The organism is Planktothrix mougeotii LEGE 06226 (assembly GCF_015207485.1).
Taxonomy (GTDB): Bacteria; Cyanobacteriota; Cyanobacteriia; order Cyanobacteriales; family Microcoleaceae; genus Planktothrix.
Map to the genome: position 1 here is coordinate 13,887 of NZ_JADEWU010000027.1, position 20,563 is coordinate 34,449.

At 38.0% G+C, this 20,563-nt stretch carries 18 protein-coding genes and 1 pseudogene; 14 read left to right on the forward strand and 5 right to left on the reverse strand.

Going from position 1 to position 20,563, the window contains the following annotated elements:
• Positions 1-68 precede the first annotated feature (68 nt).
• Positions 69-1,499, forward strand: a complete 1,431-nt coding sequence (locus IQ236_RS13230; protein WP_193869688.1) for a sensor histidine kinase — start codon at positions 69-71, stop codon at positions 1,497-1,499.
• Here IQ236_RS13230 and IQ236_RS13235 read toward each other — a convergent pair.
• The gene (locus IQ236_RS13235; RefSeq protein WP_193869689.1) at positions 1,450-2,295 is read right to left on the reverse strand and encodes a PHP domain-containing protein; all 846 of its coding nucleotides are present in this window, start codon (positions 2,293-2,295) and stop codon (positions 1,450-1,452) included. The two genes, IQ236_RS13230 and IQ236_RS13235, sit on opposite strands and share 50 nt — an antisense overlap.
• Positions 2,296-2,392: 97 nt before the next feature.
• On the opposite strand from IQ236_RS13235, the gene IQ236_RS13240 reads away from it, so the two are divergent.
• Complete coding sequence (locus tag IQ236_RS13240) at positions 2,393-3,112, forward strand: hypothetical protein (protein ID WP_228041607.1); 720 nt, start codon at positions 2,393-2,395, stop codon at positions 3,110-3,112.
• Positions 3,113-3,337: 225 nt separating this feature from the next.
• Positions 3,338-3,937, forward strand: coding sequence for a tRNA-(ms[2]io[6]A)-hydroxylase (gene miaE, locus IQ236_RS13245; protein WP_193869690.1), 600 nt, complete (start codon positions 3,338-3,340; stop codon positions 3,935-3,937).
• An 18-nt stretch (positions 3,938-3,955) separates the two neighbouring features.
• Here miaE and IQ236_RS13250 read toward each other — a convergent pair whose 3' ends face one another.
• Entirely contained in the window at positions 3,956-4,519 is a 564-nt protein-coding gene (locus tag IQ236_RS13250; RefSeq protein ID WP_193869728.1) for a Uma2 family endonuclease, read from the reverse strand.
• A 112-nt stretch (positions 4,520-4,631) separates the two neighbouring features.
• Here IQ236_RS13250 and IQ236_RS13255 point away from each other — a divergent pair, with 112 nt between their 5' ends.
• A complete protein-coding gene (locus IQ236_RS13255; protein WP_193869691.1) occupies positions 4,632-5,120 on the forward strand; it encodes a GNAT family N-acetyltransferase in 489 nt (162 codons plus the stop codon).
• 282 nt (positions 5,121-5,402) lie between these two features.
• Here IQ236_RS13255 and IQ236_RS13260 read toward each other — a convergent pair whose 3' ends face one another.
• Both IQ236_RS13260 and IQ236_RS13265 read right to left on the reverse strand, forming a co-directional pair.
• The gene (locus tag IQ236_RS13260) at positions 5,403-6,275 is read right to left on the reverse strand and encodes a VHS/ENTH/ANTH domain-containing protein (RefSeq protein WP_193869692.1); all 873 of its coding nucleotides are present in this window, start codon (positions 6,273-6,275) and stop codon (positions 5,403-5,405) included.
• Between the two features lie 128 nt (positions 6,276-6,403).
• Complete coding sequence (locus tag IQ236_RS13265) at positions 6,404-6,829, reverse strand: hypothetical protein (RefSeq protein WP_193869693.1); 426 nt, start codon at positions 6,827-6,829, stop codon at positions 6,404-6,406.
• Positions 6,830-7,156: 327 nt separating this feature from the next.
• On the opposite strand from IQ236_RS13265, the gene IQ236_RS13270 reads away from it, so the two are divergent.
• From IQ236_RS13270 to IQ236_RS13285, 4 genes are all read left to right on the forward strand, one after another.
• Positions 7,157-9,058, forward strand: a complete 1,902-nt coding sequence (locus IQ236_RS13270; RefSeq protein ID WP_193869729.1) for a response regulator — start codon at positions 7,157-7,159, stop codon at positions 9,056-9,058.
• A 103-nt stretch (positions 9,059-9,161) separates the two neighbouring features.
• Positions 9,162-15,548, forward strand: coding sequence for a PAS domain S-box protein (locus IQ236_RS13275; protein ID WP_193869694.1), 6,387 nt, complete (start codon positions 9,162-9,164; stop codon positions 15,546-15,548).
• Positions 15,520-15,900 (forward strand): response regulator, encoded by a 381-nt coding sequence (locus tag IQ236_RS13280; protein ID WP_193869695.1) that lies wholly within the window; start codon positions 15,520-15,522, stop codon positions 15,898-15,900. The genes IQ236_RS13275 and IQ236_RS13280 overlap by 29 nt, the downstream gene beginning before the upstream one ends.
• A 115-nt stretch (positions 15,901-16,015) precedes the next feature.
• On the forward strand, positions 16,016-16,624 hold the full coding sequence (locus tag IQ236_RS13285) for a hypothetical protein (RefSeq protein WP_228041609.1): 609 nt from the start codon (positions 16,016-16,018) through the stop codon (positions 16,622-16,624).
• 54 nt (positions 16,625-16,678) lie between these two features.
• Here the strand turns inward: IQ236_RS13285 and IQ236_RS28045 are convergent, their stop codons facing one another.
• A complete protein-coding gene (locus tag IQ236_RS28045) occupies positions 16,679-16,807 on the reverse strand; it encodes a hypothetical protein (RefSeq protein WP_265578689.1) in 129 nt (42 codons plus the stop codon).
• Positions 16,808-16,840: 33 nt separating this feature from the next.
• On the opposite strand from IQ236_RS28045, the gene IQ236_RS13290 reads away from it, so the two are divergent.
• From IQ236_RS13290 to IQ236_RS13315, 6 genes and pseudogenes are all read left to right on the forward strand, one after another.
• On the forward strand, positions 16,841-17,080 hold the full coding sequence (locus IQ236_RS13290; protein WP_193869734.1) for a hypothetical protein: 240 nt from the start codon (positions 16,841-16,843) through the stop codon (positions 17,078-17,080).
• A 28-nt stretch (positions 17,081-17,108) separates the two neighbouring features.
• Positions 17,109-19,016, forward strand: a complete 1,908-nt coding sequence (locus IQ236_RS13295) for a putative bifunctional diguanylate cyclase/phosphodiesterase (protein ID WP_193869696.1) — start codon at positions 17,109-17,111, stop codon at positions 19,014-19,016.
• Between the two features lie 35 nt (positions 19,017-19,051).
• Entirely contained in the window at positions 19,052-19,366 is a 315-nt protein-coding gene (locus IQ236_RS13300) for a heavy metal-binding domain-containing protein (RefSeq protein ID WP_193869697.1), read from the forward strand.
• A gap of 117 nt (positions 19,367-19,483) precedes the next feature.
• Positions 19,484-19,999 (forward strand): hypothetical protein, encoded by a 516-nt coding sequence (locus IQ236_RS13305; protein ID WP_193869698.1) that lies wholly within the window; start codon positions 19,484-19,486, stop codon positions 19,997-19,999.
• A gap of 63 nt (positions 20,000-20,062) precedes the next feature.
• A pseudogene (locus IQ236_RS13310) lies at positions 20,063-20,194 on the forward strand (element excision factor XisH family protein); the annotation flags it as partial.
• Positions 20,182-20,517: a XisI protein gene (locus IQ236_RS13315; RefSeq protein ID WP_193869699.1), complete on the forward strand. Its 336-nt coding sequence runs from the start codon at positions 20,182-20,184 to the stop codon at positions 20,515-20,517. The pseudogene IQ236_RS13310 and the gene IQ236_RS13315, both read left to right, overlap by 13 nt.
• Positions 20,518-20,563 lie beyond the last annotated feature (46 nt).

Sequence of the window (20,563 nt, forward strand, 5' to 3'; positions counted from 1 at the left end):
GCTTTCAGGGTTAAAAAGCATCCCTTATCCTATCAGTTAAATTTTAATCAATTACCCTTAATATAATTATGGTCAATCTCCAGCCTATGGAAACGCCATCCTCACCCCTTCCTTTCTCATCCATTCATAACTTAGAGCTAGAATCTACTCTCCAAGATCTCTCTTTGTATGATGTTCAAGTTGACATCAAGGAACAGGGAATGATTCTCGCTAAAAAGTTAGAAGTAAATCCCTTAATTCCTGGGGTAATTTTAAAAGAAGACGGTGAATTTACGGGGATGATTTCTCGACGACGATTTTTAGAACAGTTAAGTCGTCCCTACGGACGAGAATTGTTTTTACAACGTTCTATTCGTTCATTACAACGATTTGCTCAAGTAGAGTTATTTGTGTTACCTGGAAAGACTTTAATTGTAGAAGCAGCCCATAAAGCAGTACAGCGATCGCCTGAATTATTGTATGAACCTATTATCGTTCAGTTAACGGAAAATCGGTATCAACTTCTCGATACTCAACAGTTATTAGTTGCTCAATCTCATATTCATCAATTAACCACTGAATTATTACGTCAGCAAGCTCAATCTCAACTGATTCAAACCGAAAAGTTAGCCAGTTTAGGACAAATGGTGGCTGGAGTAGCCCATGAAATTAGAAACCCAGTTAGTTGTATTTTAGGTAATTCTGGCTGTCTATTGAATTATTATCAAGATTTAATGAAGTTGATTAAAACCTATGATGAAAATACTGAAAAACCTTGTGCTTTGATTGATGATCTCAAAGCCGAAATTGATTTTGAATTTCTACAACAAGACTTAGGAGAAGCGATTAAAAGTATTCTAGTCAGTTCAGAACGTCTGAGTCAACTTGTCAATAGTTTGCATAGTTTTTCGTACATGGATGGAAATCAACGCCGAGAAATCAATATACATGATTGTATTGATAGCACATTATTAATCCTAAAAAATCGCCTCAAGCAAGGAATTGAAGTGATTAAAAATTATGATGATATTCCTTTATTTAAGTGCTATTCTGGTCAACTTAGTCAAGTGTTTATGAATCTGATTTCTAATGCGATTGATGCGTTAGAAGATGGAAAACAAAACGGTCAAAAATCTCCTAGAATTGAAATTCATACTCAAGTTAAAATGCTATCTGAAGATCAAATCTATCCGGCTCGGTTAGCTCAACTTTCTCAAGAAAATCGTTTATTGTATTCTTTCCCAACTTACAAAAAAGCAATTGACCAAGATATTCTTGAGATTGATGTTAACTCAGAATGGCTATCAATTCGGATTCGGGATAATGGAAACGGAATTCCCCCGGAAATTCAATCTCGAATTTTTGATACCTTTTTTACCACTAAACCAGCCGGAAAAGGAACCGGATTAGGATTAGCCATTAGTCACCAAATTATTCGTGAAAAACATGGGGGTCAACTGAATTTTATTTCTACCCCAGGTGTGGGGACGGAATTTGAGATTTTATTACCCCTTCTTTAAGATTATAAGCGGTTTGTTTAATCGGTTCTAATAAATTCAAGGATAAATTAAATAGGTTTAAAGCGCTTCCTCCCCCATGATAATCACTCCCCCCTGTTTTTAATAAACCATAAGCTTCACAGAGTTTTTCTAATCGTTGAATTTGGGAAGAACTATGATAAGGATGATACACTTCAATCCCCATTAATCCGGCTTCTAATAATTCCTGAAAAACCGTTTCAACTTTTCCCCCTTGGTATAAATAAGGATGCGCCCAAACCGGAACTGCGCCACAGGATTTTAACAGTTGAATTCCATCAAAACTCGAAAATTTGTCATACTGAACAAAGGCAGGTTTATGTTCTCCTAACCAGCGTTCAAAGGCTTCTTGGGGAGACTGAATGTAACCCGCTTTTACCAGTGCCCTAGCAATATGGGGACGGGCTGCTGCAACGCCTTCTCCCATTGCTTCTAACTCAATAGGATAACCGAGTTGAGCCAGTTTTTCGAGGATTTGATTGGCTCGATTTTTACGTCCATTTAAACGTTCTTTGAGGGGATTTTCAAGTTTATTTTTATCGGGATAAAAGCCTAAAATATGTAACGATCGTTCATTATAAACCGTTGATAATTCAACACCGGGTACAATTTCAATATTATAGGATGCTGCCGCTTGAAAGGCTTCTTCCCAACCGGATAAAGTATCGTGATCTGTAATCGCTAAAGCTTTGACTCCGGCTTCTGCGGCGGCTATCACCAATTCAGTTGGGGTGAGTTGGCCATCGGAGTAGGTTGTATGACAGTGAAGTTCTAACATCGGTGTAATCAAATTTCTAGGAAACTGCCTGTTTTGAGTATAGTCCGGCAAATCTCGGCTTGGCTCTTGATCCTCTGAAAAGAGTTTGTTAAGATTTATGAAAATTATTAATTTTTTCTTCATGAGCTTTTTTCATCCCACAGAACCCATCATCCGAAGCAAACAGAACCATCTCGATATTCAAGACTTAAAAGGGTTATTAAAAATAAACTTAAAATTCGGTAATATAACGTTGTTATCCAGCTTTTACACCCGAATTGACCAAGTATTCTTACTTTGGGGCTGGATTTCGCTGATTATCTTTGCTATTGCTCAATTTTTACCCATTAGTTGGATTACCCAAGCTTACTGGTGGTCAATTCTAACAATTGTGGGAACTATTGGAATGATGGCTTTAAGTTATTATTGGGTACAAGTTGAACGATTGACTTGGATGGTTTATTGGTGGGTGGCGTTAATGGTCTTGGGTTTGGGGTTAACAAATCTGGGAATTTTTTGGGGATGGTCAGAGATTTTAATGAATCTTTGTCCCCTCTGGTTAGGGTTGTGTGCATTAGGCTATTTAGGAACAGGAATTGGATTGCATTCTCGTGCTTTTTTAATTGCCGGATTTATCCATTTCTGGGGTATTTTTCTATTGCCTTATTTTATCGGTTGGCAATTTTTAATTAGTGGTTTAATCCTGGGTGGAACTTTATTATTTTTTGCCGAAGTTCAATGGGATATGCGATCGCAAATTGAATCCTATTTACTAACGGCTGAAGAAATTGCGTTCAACAAAGAACAACATCAACGCCGACAAATGCAGAGTTTATAAGCAATGGGGAATTACGAATTACGAATTACGAATTACGAATGGGCACTCTTGCAATGGGCAATAGTGACAATACTTTTGGCTGTTTCATAGACGTTTAAAATTATTACAAACTATTTGGGATTCGTATATTATCCCGATTGCTTATTTCCTTAACTCAATCGGTCAATTACAGCCGTGATAGCTTATAATAGTAAGAAACGGATTTAATGATCATTCATTTGAGTTATGACTGCTGCTAGTTTCCCGAAAATAAAATTTCTGAAAATCCCTACCTCTCAAGCTTGGGTGGAACAGGCGATCGCAAATTTAGATATCATTTTACTGGATCATTCTCACTGTGAACGCAAAGCGGCTGGAGTGGCGATTAATTTAATGTTTCGCTATCCTTCAAGTGTGAAACTGATTAAAGAATTAACCGCAATTGCTAAAGAAGAATTAGAACATTTTGAACAAGTGAATCAATGGTTAGAACGGCGAGGCGTTCCCTTAGCACCGTTATCTGCACCGCCTTATGGTGCTCGTTTAAATCAACAAGTGCGGCGAGATGAACCCCAACGAATGTTAGATTTATTATTAGTTTCGGGATTAATTGAAGCCCGAAGTCATGAACGATTAGGGTTATTATCTCAAGCTTGTCCTGATCCTGAACTCGCTAAATTTTACCGAGGATTAATGGCATCAGAAGCGAGACATTATGGGATTTATTGGGGATTAGCAACGACCTATTTTGAGACAGAGATAGTTACCAAGCGATTAGAAGAATTAGCTACGGTAGAAAGTGAGTTATTATCAACCTTATATCCAGAACCGAGAATTCATAGTTAAACAAACAAGACTCTATTATTATTCTAATAACCATCCGAATAATTCCTCAACTTTTAATTCCAACTGACCCGCAAAGTCGGGAACAGGTAATAACCTTTCAGGTTGATCAAAAACTTCGGGTTGTCGTTGAGGATAATAGACAAAAATTGTTTGTTCTTCGGGGTGAATTAACCAACCCATTTGGGTTCCATGCTGCAAACAATGTAAAATATTTTTAATCACTTTGGTTTGGCTTTGTTCAGGAGATAAAATTTCGATCACCCAATTCGGTGCTAAATTAAACAGATTAGAAACGCGACCATTTTCTTGACGAGGAATGCTTTCCCAGGTAAAAACAGAAACATCAGGAACAATAGAGCGTCCGCCAAAATTACAGCGAAGTTCAGAAAATGCCCTCGCAATTCGTTGATGCTTTAAAACTGCATTAATAGCCGTTGCAAGTTCCGTTTGAATAGCACTATGTTCTCCTTGTGGCATCAGTTTCTGGGTAATTTTACCGTCAATATATTCACTGGCTGGGGTCGTTTCTGGCAATTGCAGAAACTCCTCTAGCGTTAAAGATTTAGTGGGAGTTTGTACTATCATTTTTGATAAAAAGATGATATTCTTCTATTCATTATATAATATTCTCAACCCGCTATTCAATTTTCGCAAATCGATTTTCTAAGCTGTTCTCCTTTCTCATAAACTGACGATGAACCTTCAATATCACTCCTTTTTAATTCGAGATTGGCAACCCCAGGATCGAGAGACTGCTGCGAGTTTAATTGCTTCTGTTTTAACGGAATATGGTTTAGGATGTGAACCCTATGGCGCAGATATAGATGTGTACCAAGTCGAAGAATATTATCAACAGCAAGGGGGAGAATTTTGGGTGATAGAAGAAAATCACAAATTAGTGGGAACCGCAGGGTTTTACCCAATTCCGAGAGGAAATAGGGCGGTGGAAATTAGAAAAATGTATTTATTACCCGAAGTAAGGAGAAAAGGATTAGGAAAATTTTTATTATTAGAATTAGAACGGGAAATTAAAGAAAAAGGGTTTAAAGAAATTTGGATAGAAACAGCAACAATATTAAAAGAAGCCGTCCAACTTTATGAACGTTATGGCTATGAACCGACAACAGGAGTGGAAACAAAACGCTGTGATTTGGTTTATAAAAAAGTCATTAATTCAACGTGAGTTCGATGGAGTGGGATGGCTACGCACCCGAACTGCTCATGAAAAGAACTTTCCCGAATGCAGGGTGTAAAAAGTATTTTATGATACAAATTTTGCCATCATGAAGGCTGGAAAGCTTGACAGAAGTGGATGATCAGCGTGCGTTATCACCCTAAGTACAGGAGAGCCAGGGGCAAGCACTTCAGCATTTCCCCCTTGTGTTAATGACCCTCATCATTCTTTGTCCTAAGCAGCAAACAAATATTTCAGTTCGGGAATTTCATGGGACATTATTATTATTTTTTATAACCCCGCTTGTTGTAAAGCTAACTCTAAAAGAGATTGGACTTGGAGAATTTCTGCCCATTGATTAAGATAGTTGAAGTCCAGACGTTCTCCTTGCACTTTTAAAACTCCCAAGACATCTCTCCACTGTTTTTGAGATTCTTTAGCAGACAGTAAATACCAATATAACTTTTGTAAAATTATATCTTCGGGTGAATAAATGTAAATCCCTTTTTCAGATTCATCAATTTTATAAAGTTGGCGACGATTCATTTTAGAACAAGAAAAGGCATCATCTCCAATCACAAAAATATCTATTTTTTCCAATGAGGTTAAATGAATAACATTAAAAGAGCGTTTCTCAGTCACCGCTTCGACAACCGCCGATTCACTAATATAAAACTCCTGTTCCATTGCTCGAATAAGTTGCTGTGCTTTTGACAGCGAAATGCTGATGACTAAATCTAGATCTTGAGTTGAACGACTTTCTCCTAAGAGGGAACTGGCTACAGACCCACCCACTAAATAGGAAATATTTAAAGTCTCAAATAGGGTTGCCATTCGACTAGCGAGTTCCAAAGGATCTTCAATCCTAAATTTTTCTTCAAATTCTGTTGTTTTTAATTTTAAAACGGTTAGCCATTCTGAGCCCAAATGCCTTCTGATGAATTCTTGATAAATCTTGGATGAAGAAGCATTAGGATAATGATTTTTAATGGCTATTATTGTTAGTTTGCGAGGGGCTTGATTGAAGTGTCGAAATCTTTGGGTTCTCTGTTGGAGTGTCAGTTGTCGAAGTAGTTGAAACATCAGCACATCTGCATCAATGCTGGTGTCTTCTGACTGAGAGCGGTATCCAGGTGTAACTACCGAGATAGGAATTTGTGGCATCAGTTATCTGGGTTATAGTTAAATTTAATACACCATTGCAGGAGGAGGAAACGTTATCGATTCAGAAACATTATTGAATCCGTTAAGAAAGGTGGAGATTGAGGCGTAAACGCCTCACTACAAATAGATTAGGAATGAGAGTTAAAAAGTTCAAAAATTTGCCGACAAAAGAGTTTTAATTTTTCAGCAGATTCAGGTTCTGGTTGAGTTTGACCGACAAAATTCCAATTTTCAATCGTAGAGACTTTCCACTGTTGTCCTTGATGGTCATATCCTGCCGCTTCGACACCGATCACACGGCGGGTTTTATCCACAGGATCATGATAAAAGCGAATTTCAATTAAAATACAACGACTTTGTAACAACCGACTGCGACCGGGGAAGTGAAAACCGATGTCAATCGAATCAGGATCAACCAGTTCCCTCGTTTCGGGGTCATTTGTCCAGGGTTTGAGATCCACCCGCGCATCAGGAAATTGAACTTTAAATAAATTGACAACCGATGCGATTTTGCTGGCAATTACCACGTTATTAGCCTGTTCAGCAGCGTTCACGAAACCACTCTCCTCCAAAATAATACTCTGAGTGCCTTTAATTAACTTATGTTAACTACAGATGATTGATCACAGACTGTTAACGGTAAACACTCCCCTGAAATTTCAATAAAAAGTCTACTTTTTACAAAAATTAACATAAAAAGCTGAATCCAGGGAGGAAAACAAGAGTTATAAACTTGATTTGATCAGCCAAGAATAGAGTTGTTTCGTCAAGGCTTGTCAACTTGATCTGACTGAATCTATCCATTAGAATTAAAGTAGAGAATAATAGATAATTCTGACTAAAAAGTGGGTCAGTGGTCAGATCTAAGGATGACACCAGCTATGAGAATTTTATTGGTAGAAGATGATTCAAGTTTTGCAACGATGATTCAAGAATTATTAAGTCACCACTATTATCTAGTGGATGTAGCTGATGATGGAGAAATGGGTTGGAAACTAGCAGAAGCCTTTGAATATGATCTGATTTTATTAGATTTGATGTTGCCTAAATTAGATGGTTTAAATTTTTGTAAAAAACGGCGACAAAAAGATGATCGCACCCCAATTTTATTAATCACAGGTGAAGATAATAGTACCACAAAAGTAGCGGGTTTAGATGCTGGGGCAGATGATTATCTGGTTAAACCCTTTGATTTAGAAGAATTATTGGCTCGAATTCGGGCTTTATTACGACGAGGACATGATGCCTTAAATCCTTTAATAGAATGGGGGCTTCTGCACCTTGATCCTAGCAATTGTCAAGTTACTTATGGTAATCAATGCCTTAATTTGACGGCTAAAGAATATGCTTTATTAGAACTTTTTTTACGCTATCCGCAACGAATTTTTAGCCAAGCGTCTCTGTTAGATCATCTGTGGTCTTATGATGAACCTCCATCCGAAAATGCGGTACGAACTCATATTAAAAGCTTGCGTAAAAAGCTTAAAAATGCCGGAGCAAATGAAGTAATTGAAACGATTTATGGGTTAGGATATCGGTTAAAAGAAATGGCTAAAAACTCTTTATTAGTAAAATCTCAGCCTCCTGTTTGTAATTCCAAAAAACCTCAGACTTTAAACTTAAACAAAATTTGGCAGAAACAAAAATATAAATATTTTGAACGAATTAATATTATTGAAGATGCAGTGCAATCCTTAAAAACCGATGCTTACACCTTAGAAATTCAGCAAAAAGCCTTGAGGGAAGCTCATACGCTCGTTGGTTCATTAGGAGCTTTTGGGTTTAAAGAAGCCTCTAATCTTTCTCGCCAAATCGAACAATTGTTAAAAGAAAAATATGAAAAAAATGAGTTGGATTATCAATATTTATCGGATTTAATTCAAAAAATTAAAGATCTATTAAATCACCCCTTATCAGATCCTTCACCTGTGGTTTCACCCCCACCTTTACCTGTTCCCCATTTAAAAGCCGCTAACCTGTTAATTGTAGATGATGATCAAAGTTTAGCAGAAGCATTAGTCGCCGAAGCACTTGCGAGAGGAATGATAGCTACTGCCACCTATAGCTTAGAACAAGCCCGCCAGAAATTGCAACATAATTCCTCCGATGTTGTCCTTTTAGATTTAAGCTTTCCTGAGTCTACAGAATCGGGGTTTGAACTATTAGCAGAACTTGCCATCCAAAACCCTCCAATTCCAGTCATTGTGTTTACGGCTCAAGAAAGTTTTGCCGACCGTGTGAAAGTTGCCCGTTTAGGAGGACGAGGATTTTTACAAAAACCTATTTCTCCGGCTGAAGTCATAGAAACCGTGAGTAAAGTTTTGCAAAAATCTCAATCTAATGTGGGTAAATTATTAATTGTTGATGATAATTTAGAAATCTTAGATTGGTTGCGGACTATATTAGAACCTTGGGGATTACAATTGATTTTACTCGATGATCCTCAGCAATTTTGGAGTACCCTAGAACAATCTAACCCCGACTTACTGATTTTAGGGCTTCATTTACCCGGTGTAAGTGGAGTAGAACTGTGTCAAGTTGTTCGTAATGATCCTAAATGGAATGACTTACCTGTGCTCATGCTTTCCTCTGAAAGGGATTCAGAAATTGTGCAGCAAGTGTTTATGGCAGGGGCGGATGATTATATTCAAAAACCCATTGTTGAGCCTGAACTCATTGCCCGCGTCTTTAATCGCCTAGAACGGAGTCAACTCAGGCGTAAAATTGTTGCTCAATGTTATCTCGGTACTTACCTTAACCCGAATCCGTTTAAAATGGAATGAGGGATGATCATTAAATCAGATACAATGAATTCCAGAGTAAAATTTTACCATAAATCAATAAAAATCCCCTTGTAGAACTTAAGATTAATTTAATTTTTATCCTATGGCTATCTCAGAAGTTGTTTCTTCCTTTCCTGAACCCAACTATCAAGTTATTTATGCCTCAACTTGGGATGAGCGGTGGCAAATCAATCAACTCTTGGGAGTCATTCACGATTTGATCCTGATTGTGGATAGTGAACATCAAGAAATTCAGGTTTTACCCACTCAAGCCCTGGCTGATTTAACCTTTCAATCTAACCGAATTGAGTTGATTTGGGAACAGCTACAAAACCAAAATCAGTCTCCTGAATCAATCTCAATCCTGCAAGCGGTTTTAACCGAGCAAAGAGCCTGTAAAATCATCTATGAATGCCATCATGACCCGAAAAATTATAGAATCTTAACAGAAATTTATCCCTTATCAACAACGGTTGTGATGGTTGGGATTAAGGATATTAGTGACTGTCCAGAGGGAGAAATTGTTCTGCAAAATCCATCGGAACAAGCGGATAGCAAAACCCCAATTCCCGCCTTACAAACAACCCATCAATGTTTAAGAAAGCAAATTGAAGAACGACAACGGATTGAAAACCACCTGCATACTCGTAAAACTGAATTAGAAACTTTAATGGATAATGCAGGAGATTGTATTGTCCGCCTCGATCACAAATTTCGCTATCTGTATGCTAATCGTAGAGTTGCTTTCCTGTTAGGAATTACTCAAAAAAATTTGCTGGGAAAAACAAATCAAGAATTAGGTCTTCCTCTGTCAATTTGTAAGCAGTGGGATTGGCACGCTCAACTGATTTTAGATACAGGTCAGCCCCAACAATTTGAATTTGACTTAGAAACTTATGAAGGATATCGGTCATTTCAAACCTTAATGGTTCCTGAAGTTCAATACCAGGGAGAAATTAAAACCATATTAGCAACAACACGAGATATTACCCAGCAAAAAACTGCCTTAGCTGAACTCAAGCAACAAAATAAATTTTTAAAATTATTAACAGAAATCACCTTAAAAATACGTCAATCTTTACAAATTAATTTAATTTTAAAAACAACGGTTGATGAGGTGCAAAAGGTTTTAAAGGTTGATCGAGTGATCATGTTAAAATTAAATTCATCTCAGGGAGGAACCGTTGTTCAAGAAGCTGTTTTACCTCAATGGTCATCTCTATTAGGTCAAAGAATTTATGCTTTGGATTTGAACCTGCACGCTCCCGATTCTGCTCTCAGTGATCAAGTCATTAGTTTTGCCGACATTGAGCAAAGTGATTTAGAAGCTGGCTATTTACAGTTAATGCAATATTTTCAAGTGAAAGCCAGTTTAATTATCCCGATTTTGTTGGGAGAAGAAGAGAGTGAGATAACTCTAAAAAAACAACAAAATCATCCAGAAGATGTCTACAATTCCTCAAAATTATGGGGATTTCTGATCATCCATCAATGTGTAGAAACTCGACCATGGGCAACTTTAGAAATTAACTTTTTAAAACAACTTGCAGCCCAAGTTGGAATTGCCTTAAGACAAGCAGAATTAATAGCAGAATTAAATCAAACTCATCAGTATTTGTCTTGCCATTTTGATAATTCTCCCTTAGCCGTTATTGAGTGGGATCAACAACTGAGAATTAAACGCTGGTCATCTCAAGCTGAGAGAATTTTTGGCTGGACAGCTAGTGAAATGTTAGGTCAACAATGGTCAAAATTTCAGGGGGTTTTTGCCACGGATGAGTTAGAAGTAACACAACAACTAATTCCCTTAATTGATGGTACCCAAACTCATCAAATTTTGGAAACTCAAAATCGAACTCAAGACGGGAGAGTGATTGATTGTGAGTGGTATAATTCCGTTGTTCGAGATGAAGATGGGTGTTTAGTATCCCTATTATCTTTAGCTCAAAATGTGAGCGATCGCAAACAAGCTGACCAAGCTTTAATTCAAAGTGAAGAACGATTTCGTACTATTTTTGAACAAGCTGCTGTCGGATTTGCCCTGGTTGATCCGACGGGAAAAATACTCCGTGTGAATCAACGTTATTGTGATATTACAGGATATTCTGAACAAGAATTAATTGGTCAAACGGTTCACAATTTGATCGATTCCCAAGATTTAGAAGAAATTGATGAGTTAAACTGTTTTCAAGAAGACGGTTTTCTCAAAAAAATTTCCTTAGAAAAACAGTATATTCGCGCCAATGGGGAATTAAATTGGGTACAAATTTTTGTTTCCCCCCTGAAGGGATTATGGCAAGGAAACAACTATATTGTCTTAGCTTTAGAAGATATTCAAGAACGCAAACAAACCGAAGAAGCGTTGCGAAAAAGTGAAGAACGATGGCAACTGGCCTTAAGAGGAAATAACGATGGAATTTGGGATTGGAATGTTCAAACCCATGAAGTTTTTTTCTCTCCTCGCTGGAAAGAAATGTTAGGGTATGAGGAACAAGAAACCTGTGAACATTTAACTCAATGGAAAAAACGAGTTCATCCTGATGATTTACCGGGGGTGATGAAGGCAATTCGAGACCATTTAGATCAAAAAACACCCTTTTATATTACCGAACATCGAGTGCAATGCAAAGATGGCAGTTATAAATGGATTTTAGACCGGGGCCAAGCACTTTGGGATGAAGCTGGAAATGTGATCCGAATGGTGGGATCTTATACGGATATTAGCGATCGCAAACGAGTCGAACAAGAAATTAAACAAACCCGAAATTTCTTAAAAACGATTATTGATCATTTACCCGTTGCTGTCTTTGTGAAAAGTGGAAAACCCGAAGAATTTGGGGTGATTAAACTTTGGAATAAAACCAGTGAAAGCCTGTTTGGTTTAAGTGCGGAATATTCCGTTGGACGCTCTGTTAATCAAGATTTTCCCCCGGAACAAGCTCAATTTTTTGAACAAAAAGATCGAGCCGCTTTTGCCCAAGGATTTCCCGAAGATATTCTCGAAGAAGAAATCGAGAGTCAAAGTTTAGGGAAACGACTCTTACATACCCTAAAAATTCCCCTTTATGATGAGCAGAATCACCCGGAATACTTAATTTGTATTTCTGAAGATATTACGGAGCGTAAACAGGCAGAAATAGCGTTAAAAGAAAGTGAAGCTCGCTATAGTTCTATGACCAATGATGTTTTAGATAAATCGGCTGTCGGAATTTTCATTTTAGATGCTAACTTTCATATTGTTTGGATTAATCAAGCTTTAGAAAATTACTTTGGAGTTCAACGAGAAACGATTATTGGTCAAGATAAACGAAACTTAATTCAAGAACACATTAAATCTCTCTTTGAAGATCCTGAAAGTTTTGCTCAACGGGTTCTAGCAACCTATAATAATAATCAATATATTGAACATTTTGAATGCCATATTCTGCCGACGGAAACCCGCGAGGAACGCTGGTTAGAACATATTAGCCAACCCATTCAAAGCGGACTTTATGCTGGAGGTCGAATTGAACATTATACAGATATTACAGATCGCAAACGGGCAGAAGAAGAATTACACCGGGTTAACCGAGCTTTAAGAACCATTAGCGACTGTAATCAAGCCTTAGTCAGAGCCACGACAGAAACGGAATTATTAAATGCTGTTTGTCAGATTTTAGTCGATGTCGGTGGCTATCATTTTGCTTGGGTGGGTTATCCACAACTGACCGCAGAAAAACGGATTATTCCGGTTGCTAGAGCCGGATTTGAATCGGGCTATTTAGACAATTTAACGATTACTTGGAATAATAATAAATCAGATCAAGGGCCATCGGGAACAGCCGTCAGAACCGGGAAAACCTGTGTTTTTCAAAATATTTTGATCAATTCCCAGGATGCACCTTGGAAAAAACAGGCACAACAACGGGGTTATGCCTCCTCCATCGCCCTACCTTTAATCATGACCCCAGACCAGCAAGAACAACATTTAGACAAAGAATTTACAACGGTTGTTGCTGAATCTTTTACTCCAATTCCCTTTGCTGTTCTCAACTTATATTCAACTCAAGCCAATGCTTTTAATCAAGCTGAAGTGAAATTACTCAAAGAATTAGTGGATGATATTGTCTATGGAATTGTAGCATTAAGAATTCGAGCGTCCCATGCAGAAACCGAGAAAAAATTCCGGCAATTAGCAGAGAATATTCATGATGTTTTTTGGATTACAAATGCTCAAGGTAATCAATTTATTTATGTCAGTCCCGCCTATCAACAAATTTGGGAGCGAAATTCTACTGAACTTTATGAAAATTTCCAAACTTTTATTAATACCATTGACCCAGAAGATCAACAGCGTGTTTTACAAGCTCTACAAAGTCCTGATGGGGTAGGATTTGATATAGAATATCGCATCCTTCGCCCCGATAGATCTTACCGTTGGATTTGGGATCGAGGATTTCCCATTCTCAATGAAACCGGACAATTAGAACGTCGGGCCGGAATTGCGAAAGATATCACCCATCGCAAACAAACCGAACAATTATTGCGACAAAATAATGAAGAATTAGAACTACGGGTGGTGCAAAGAACAGCAGAATTAGAAACAGCCAATGAACGATTACAATTTGAATTAATGCAGCGACATCGCACGGAATTTAAACTGCGAAAAAGTGAAGAACAATATCGAACCTTAGTTAAAAATTTCCCCAATGGGGCTGTATTTTTAGTTGATCCCGATTTTCGGTATACCATTGCCGATGGCATGGGATTAGTCGCTAAGGGATTATCTCGATATCTGTTAGAAGGAAAAACGATTTGGCAAGCGTTACCCTCCTCTTTATTAACGACCGTTGAACCGTTATATCGGTCTGCATTAGCCGGAGAAGTCACGATTTCAGAAGTGGAATATGATGGGCGAATTTATTATCATCAAGCCTTACCCGTTCGCAATGAACAGGGAGAAATTTTAGCCGGAATGGTCGTGATGCAGGATATTACAGAGCGCAAACAAGCGGAGGCAGAACGAGATAAACTGATTGCTATTATTGAAGCGACTCCTGACTTTATTTCCTCAGCAAAACCTGAAGGAGAAGTAGTTTATTATAACCAATCGGCTCGACGGATGTTAGGATTAGATATAGAGGGAAAAATCACTGATCAAAGTATTCCTAAAAATCATCCCCAATGGGCAAATAATATCATTGACAATGAAGGAATTTCTACAGCAATTCGAGACGGATCTTGGATTGGTGAAACTTCATTAATGAGTCATGATGGCCGAGAAATTCCCCTTTCTCAACTGATTATTGCCCATAAAAATAATGAAGGACAGGTGCACCTTTTATCTACCATTGCCCGCGATATTACAGAACAGAAACAAAGTCAAGCGAATTTACGCGAAGCCGAACGACGGTGGCGGAGTTTATTAGAAAATGTTCGGCTATTAGTCGTGGGATTAGATCGCCAGGGGAAAGTTGAATATGTTAATCCTTTTTTCCTGGAAATTACGGGGTATACCCAAACGGAAGTTTTAGGTAAAAATTGGCTGGATAATTTTAAATCCCATCCGACTCAACGACCAAGCTCCCCTCAATTTTCTGACTTATTAGATTATTATTTTAAACCCTATGATCAACAGTTAATTTTAACAAAGTCAGGAGAAGAAAAAATTATTGCTTGGAATAATACCGTGTTGAAAAATTTACAAGGAGATGCCATTGGGATGATGAGTATTGGGGAAGATATTACCGAACGCTATGCCATCGAACGGATGAAAGATGAATTTATTTCCGTTGTCAGTCATGAATTACGAACGCCATTAACCTCAATTCATGGGGGATTAAATTTATTATCCACTGGGTTAGTGGAACCGAACACCGAAAGGGGTCAACACGTGATGAAAATTGCCGCAGAAAGTGCGGAACGGTTAGTGAGATTGGTTAACGATATTTTAGAATTAGAACGGTTAGAATCGGGTAAAATCTGTCTATCTAAACAAGGAGTCAATGCGACGGATTTACTCTTGCGGGCAACGGAACAAATGCAGGTGATGGCTAATCGAGCCGGGATTAATTTACAAGCTTGTAGTCAAAACCTAGAATTTTATGCAGATCCTGATCGGATATTACAAGTTCTTACGAATTTATTAAGTAATGCTATTAAGTTTTCCGAATCCGGCGATACGGTTTGGTTGAGTGTTCAGGAGGAACTCAGAGAAAATAGTGCAGATAATCGAGCCATTTTGTTTAAAATTCAAGATCAAGGTCGAGGAATTCCCCCGGATAAAATTGAACGGATTTTCGAGCGATTTCATCAAGTGGATGCCTCCGACTCTCGAAAAAAAGGTGGAACTGGGTTAGGATTAGCAATCTGTCGCTCCATTGTGGAACAACACGGGGGGCGGATTTGGGTGAATAGTCAATTAGATGAAGGTAGTTGTTTTTACTTCACCCTTCCAATTGAGAGACAAAAAGAGGTAAACCATGACCACAAAACGAATTTTAATTATTGATGATGATGATGGTGTGCGGGATATCATTCAAATTTCTCTGGAAGTTGCGGCGGGTTGGGAAGTGATTACGGCTTGTTGTGGCACTGAAGGATTACAGTTAGCCCAAAGCCAACAACCCGATGCGATTTTGTTGGATGTGATGATGCCTGATATGGATGGGGCAACGACGTTTAAACGTTTACAAGCTAACCCAGCAACTCAGCAAATTCCCACGATTTTGTTGACGGCTAAAGCTAAAATGAGTGAAAAACAACAATTTATTGAGCTAGGGGTAACGGGGGTAATTACTAAACCGTTTGAAGCTATGGATTTAGTGGATCAAATTCGCACCCTTTTAGGATGGACAAACTAAATCGTAACAAATCATTACAACCTCAAGTGGGGAATTCAATACTCACAAAATCCTCACATTTATTGTTTAAAGTTCAATCATAAGCAAAAGCCCTTTTTAGGTTGAACGATAATCGATGTATTTGACATCTCTGAATCCAACTGGGGTTGATCATACTCTTTCTTCAATTGATCCCTATCCTCAATCTTCCCAGAAAGAGTATTTCCTGATCTCGTTTTCGGCTTCTCGCTCGGTACATGAATCTTCTCGGCAGGTTAGTGTTTTAGAACGGAAGACCGTGATCAACCCATCCTCTCAAGACCCAGAAAATCCAGGTGAGGTCGAGCAATCTTATGTGGAATTAGCGGTTGATATTTTACGAGTTCAACGCCCTGAATCGATTCAATCTTTGAAGGATTTTTTAACGGTTTTACCCAATCCTCGTTCTATTGAAGATGTTTTAATCCGGGCCATTTATCAACTGGCAGAAATTGATGATCAAGCTTGCCGTTGGATTTTGCGTCACTCTAACTATTTAATGCCGGAGTTAGATGTGAAAAATTACGCCCTGCAATGGGTTTGTTTCAGGCTCCAAGCCCAGGGTTTTGTACTCAATCAAGATTTCCAGTTTACAGCCCCTCAACATCTTCAACTCACCGAATATGCTCAATTAACTTTATGTCAAAATCTCTCTAGGGGTGATTCCTTAATTCTCACAGAAATTTTCAATTTTCAGCATGGCTAACAATGTTTCTAACGGTTTCTTCCTGTCTTAACATCTGTTTAACTTCTGATTTTTTTATAGGAATTGTTTTAATATTCCATCCTTCATCCCCTGTTCCCCATTGGTAATTCGTAATTCGTAATTCGCAATTCGCAATTCGTAATTCGTAATTCGTAATTCGTAATTCCCTAAGATCAATTTCAAGATTTCATATTAGATATTGAGGATGTCTATTTTATGTCAAATGCGATTTGTCCCTGTTGTTCCTCCACGCTCCTGCGCCATATTCGCCCCGCAGGAATTTATTGGTACTGTAGTCATTGTCATCAAGAGATGCCGAATTTATCTCAAAACTTTCGAGTTAAAGCTAAAGCAAAAAGCTCACTCTCTTTAGTCGAAAAACCCTCAAATTTTTTACCCGATTACATTGACTTAATCAATCAAAAGGCTTGGCTCAGGGTTGCGAATTCTGCCTGATTCTATTGTTATTTACCCAATAAACCTCATGAAACTAATTGATCAACGGCTAAAATTGAATGAGTCAGACTTAAACTCACTCTGGGTATTAGGGACAAAATTTTTTCAGTCCTTTATGATTCTGCTCGGTTTAGTTCAGACTACAGCGAAAGCCAAAATCGAGTTATTTGTCGCTGATCATTTAAGAGCCAAGAACTTTTCTACCTTTTTGGGAAGTCATCATCTAAAACAAGCCTTAAAACGATCTTATAAAGAATTATCTGATTTTAAATTTGCCTTAGATCAATCTTCAATTGTTGCCATTACAGATGCTCGTGGCTGTATTACTTATGCTAATGATAAATTTTGTGAAATTTCTAAATATTCTCGAGAAGAGTTAATCGGAAAAAATCACAGATTCGTTAATTCCGGTTATCATTCTAAACAGTTCTTTAAAACCCTGTGGTCAACGATTCAATCTGGCAAAATTTGGCGAGGTGAGATTCGCAATCAAGCAAAAGATGGAACTTATTATTGGGTAGATACGACCATTATTCCGTTTTTAGACGATAACGGAAAACCCTATCAATATATTGCCATTCGGAATGACATTACCGAGCGCAAGAAGGCAGAATATCAACTGTTATATGATGTTTTTCATGATCGATTAACCGGATTAGGCAATCGCAGCTTATTGATTAATGAAATTGAGAAATCTATTGAGCAAGTTCAAAAATATCCAGAAGAGTTATTTGCGGTACTTTTTTTAGACTTAGATCGCTTTAAAGTTGTTAATGATAGTTTAGGACGAATTGTAGGCGATCAATTACTCATGGCATTTTCTCATTTATTGCAATCTTTAGTCTGTTATCCGAATATTGTGGCTCGTTTAGGAGGAGATGAATTTGCAATTTTACTCAAATCGATTCAATCTCCCCTAGAAGCTATTGATCTGGCTAAACATATTAATCAAATCTTAACGAACCCCTTTGAAATTGGGGGATCTCAAGTTTTTAAAACCACAAGTATTGGGATTGTTTTAGGAACAAACCATTATTATCAAGCGGAAAATGTTCTCAGAGATGCCGATATTGCCATGCACCAAGCTAAAGAAAAAGGCAAGGGATGTTTAGAAATATTTGACAAAGAAATTCATGATAAAGCCATGCTCAAGATGCAGCTAGAAATCGAACTGCGTCAAGCTTTAATAAAACAAGAATTTGTGGTTTACTACCAACCTATTATTAATTTAAAAACCGGAAAAATTACTGGATTTGAAGCCTTAGTTCGTTGGCAACATCCCCAGCGTGGGATGATTTCTCCGGCTGAATTTATTCCCTTAGCAGAAGAAACCGGATTAATTGTTCCGATTGGAAATTGGGTCTTACAACAAGCTTGCGAACAATTGCAAAAATGGCAAATTTTAAGAGACGGGGAAAATTCTATCTATCCTCTAACTTTAAATGTTAATTTCTCAGCCCAGCAATTTCATTTATCCAATGTCATCGAGATTGTCGAAACTATTATGAATCAAAGTAATATTTGCCTATGGGATCTCAAAATAGAATTAACCGAAAGTGTTTTGATGGATAATCAGACCACTCTTGAAGGAATTGCTCAACTTAAATCCTATCACATTGGCTTGAGTATTGATGATTTTGGGACGGGTTATTCTTCCCTCAGCTATTTGCATCGTTTTCCCTTAGATACCTTAAAAATTGATCGTTCCTTTATTCAAAATATTGGGGAGCGGGGTCGGGAAACAGAGATTGTTTTAGCAATTATTAGTTTGGCCCATAATTTAGGGATGGATGTTGTCGCTGAAGGTGTTGAAACCGAGGAACAATTGAATCAACTGCGACTATTTAATTGTGAATATGGCCAGGGTTATTTATTCTCTAAACCCCTCAGTTCAGAAGCCACCGAAGCTTTGTTACGTTCTAATCCGCAATGGTAGAATCAACTTATTATCGTTAATCACAGGATGCAGAAATGATTCTAACCACCACTAGCACATTACAGGGTAAAGAAATTATTGAATATTATGGTGTCGTCAGTGGAGAAGCCATTTTAGGCGCTAATATTATCCGCGACTTTTTTGGGGGAATTCGAGATATTGTAGGGGGACGTGCCGCCGCTTATGAACAATCCTTACGAGAAGCCAAAGATCTGGCAATGCTAGAAATGATCGAAGAAGCTAAAGCACTAGGAGCAAATGCGATTATCGGGATTGATCTTGATTATGAAACCGTGAGTGATGGAATGTTAATGGTGGCCGCGAGTGGTACGGCGATTAAATGGGTTTAAGGCAAACTCTCCCCTTAAAGTTTAACGCCGCCCTTTGCCAAAATTTGCTAAAATTTGCTCATTATTTGGACAAATTTCCAAAAATAAAAAATTATTGAATTCCAACCGGGAGCAAACATGGCTGATAACAGACTTCGTAACTTTTTAATTGGCGCCGGAATTGCCACTGCGGGTGCTATTGGGACTAAAGTAGCCGTTGATTATTTCAAAAATCGAGGCAAAGAAGAGGTTGTAGATGAAAGTCAAGGGGACGCGATCGCAGCCTCTCCAGAACAGGTGAGTTATGCTGTAGTTCAACCGAGTTCTGTACAGACCTTTTTAGATAAAAGTTTTGGGGAACCCGGTCGTTATGTGCCCATTCGAGAACCTAAAGTTTTTGATTATCAAGGCCAACAATACATGGTGATTTGGGCTAAAGATAATAAAAACAACAAAAGTCAAATGATGGCTTTCCAATACACTGACGCTGGCCGGAAAATGATTGCTAGTGTTGGATATACGGCTGCAAAAACCGATTATAATCTTTCAACTTTAAGTAGTACCCCCTTTGCAGTAGAAGTTAATGGTCAAAAATTAACCTCTGGTCAAGGAGAAACAGGTGGCAGTAACGATGTCGATTTTGTTCTAGCCTAACCCCCGTAGAGACGTGCCACGGCGCGTCTCTCTACTCTCTTTCTATAATATCGAGTTCTTTATTTAGCGATTCCTTTAACAGCTTATGAATCCTTTTTCTATCGAGATTTGCCAAGGTTAGCAATTCAAAAATATCAAGTAAAACTAATTGTTTATGAACCCCAAGCGGAGGTTATTTTAGAATGGATAAATTAGCCAAATACCGCCAAATTATTCAAGAATTATTATCAGAATATTCAACCGGGAATCCCTTGGGTGGTGAAATTGAATCCCAGACTGTTTTTGATCAGCAAACAGACCGATATTTATTAGTTGATCTGGGTTGGAATGGGCAACGGAGAATTTATACTTGTTTGATTCATTTAGAAATTCGAGGGGAAAAAATTTGGATTCAGCGCAATCAAACTGACTGTTCTTTAACGGATGAATTGTTGGCTAGGGATGTGTTAAAAGAGGATATTGTCTTAGGACTTCAGCCCCCTGAGTTACGAAAATATACGGGTTTAGGTGTGATTTAAAGATTTCTGGGAATGGGGTAAAATAGAGGGGCTATCCTCAAAATGT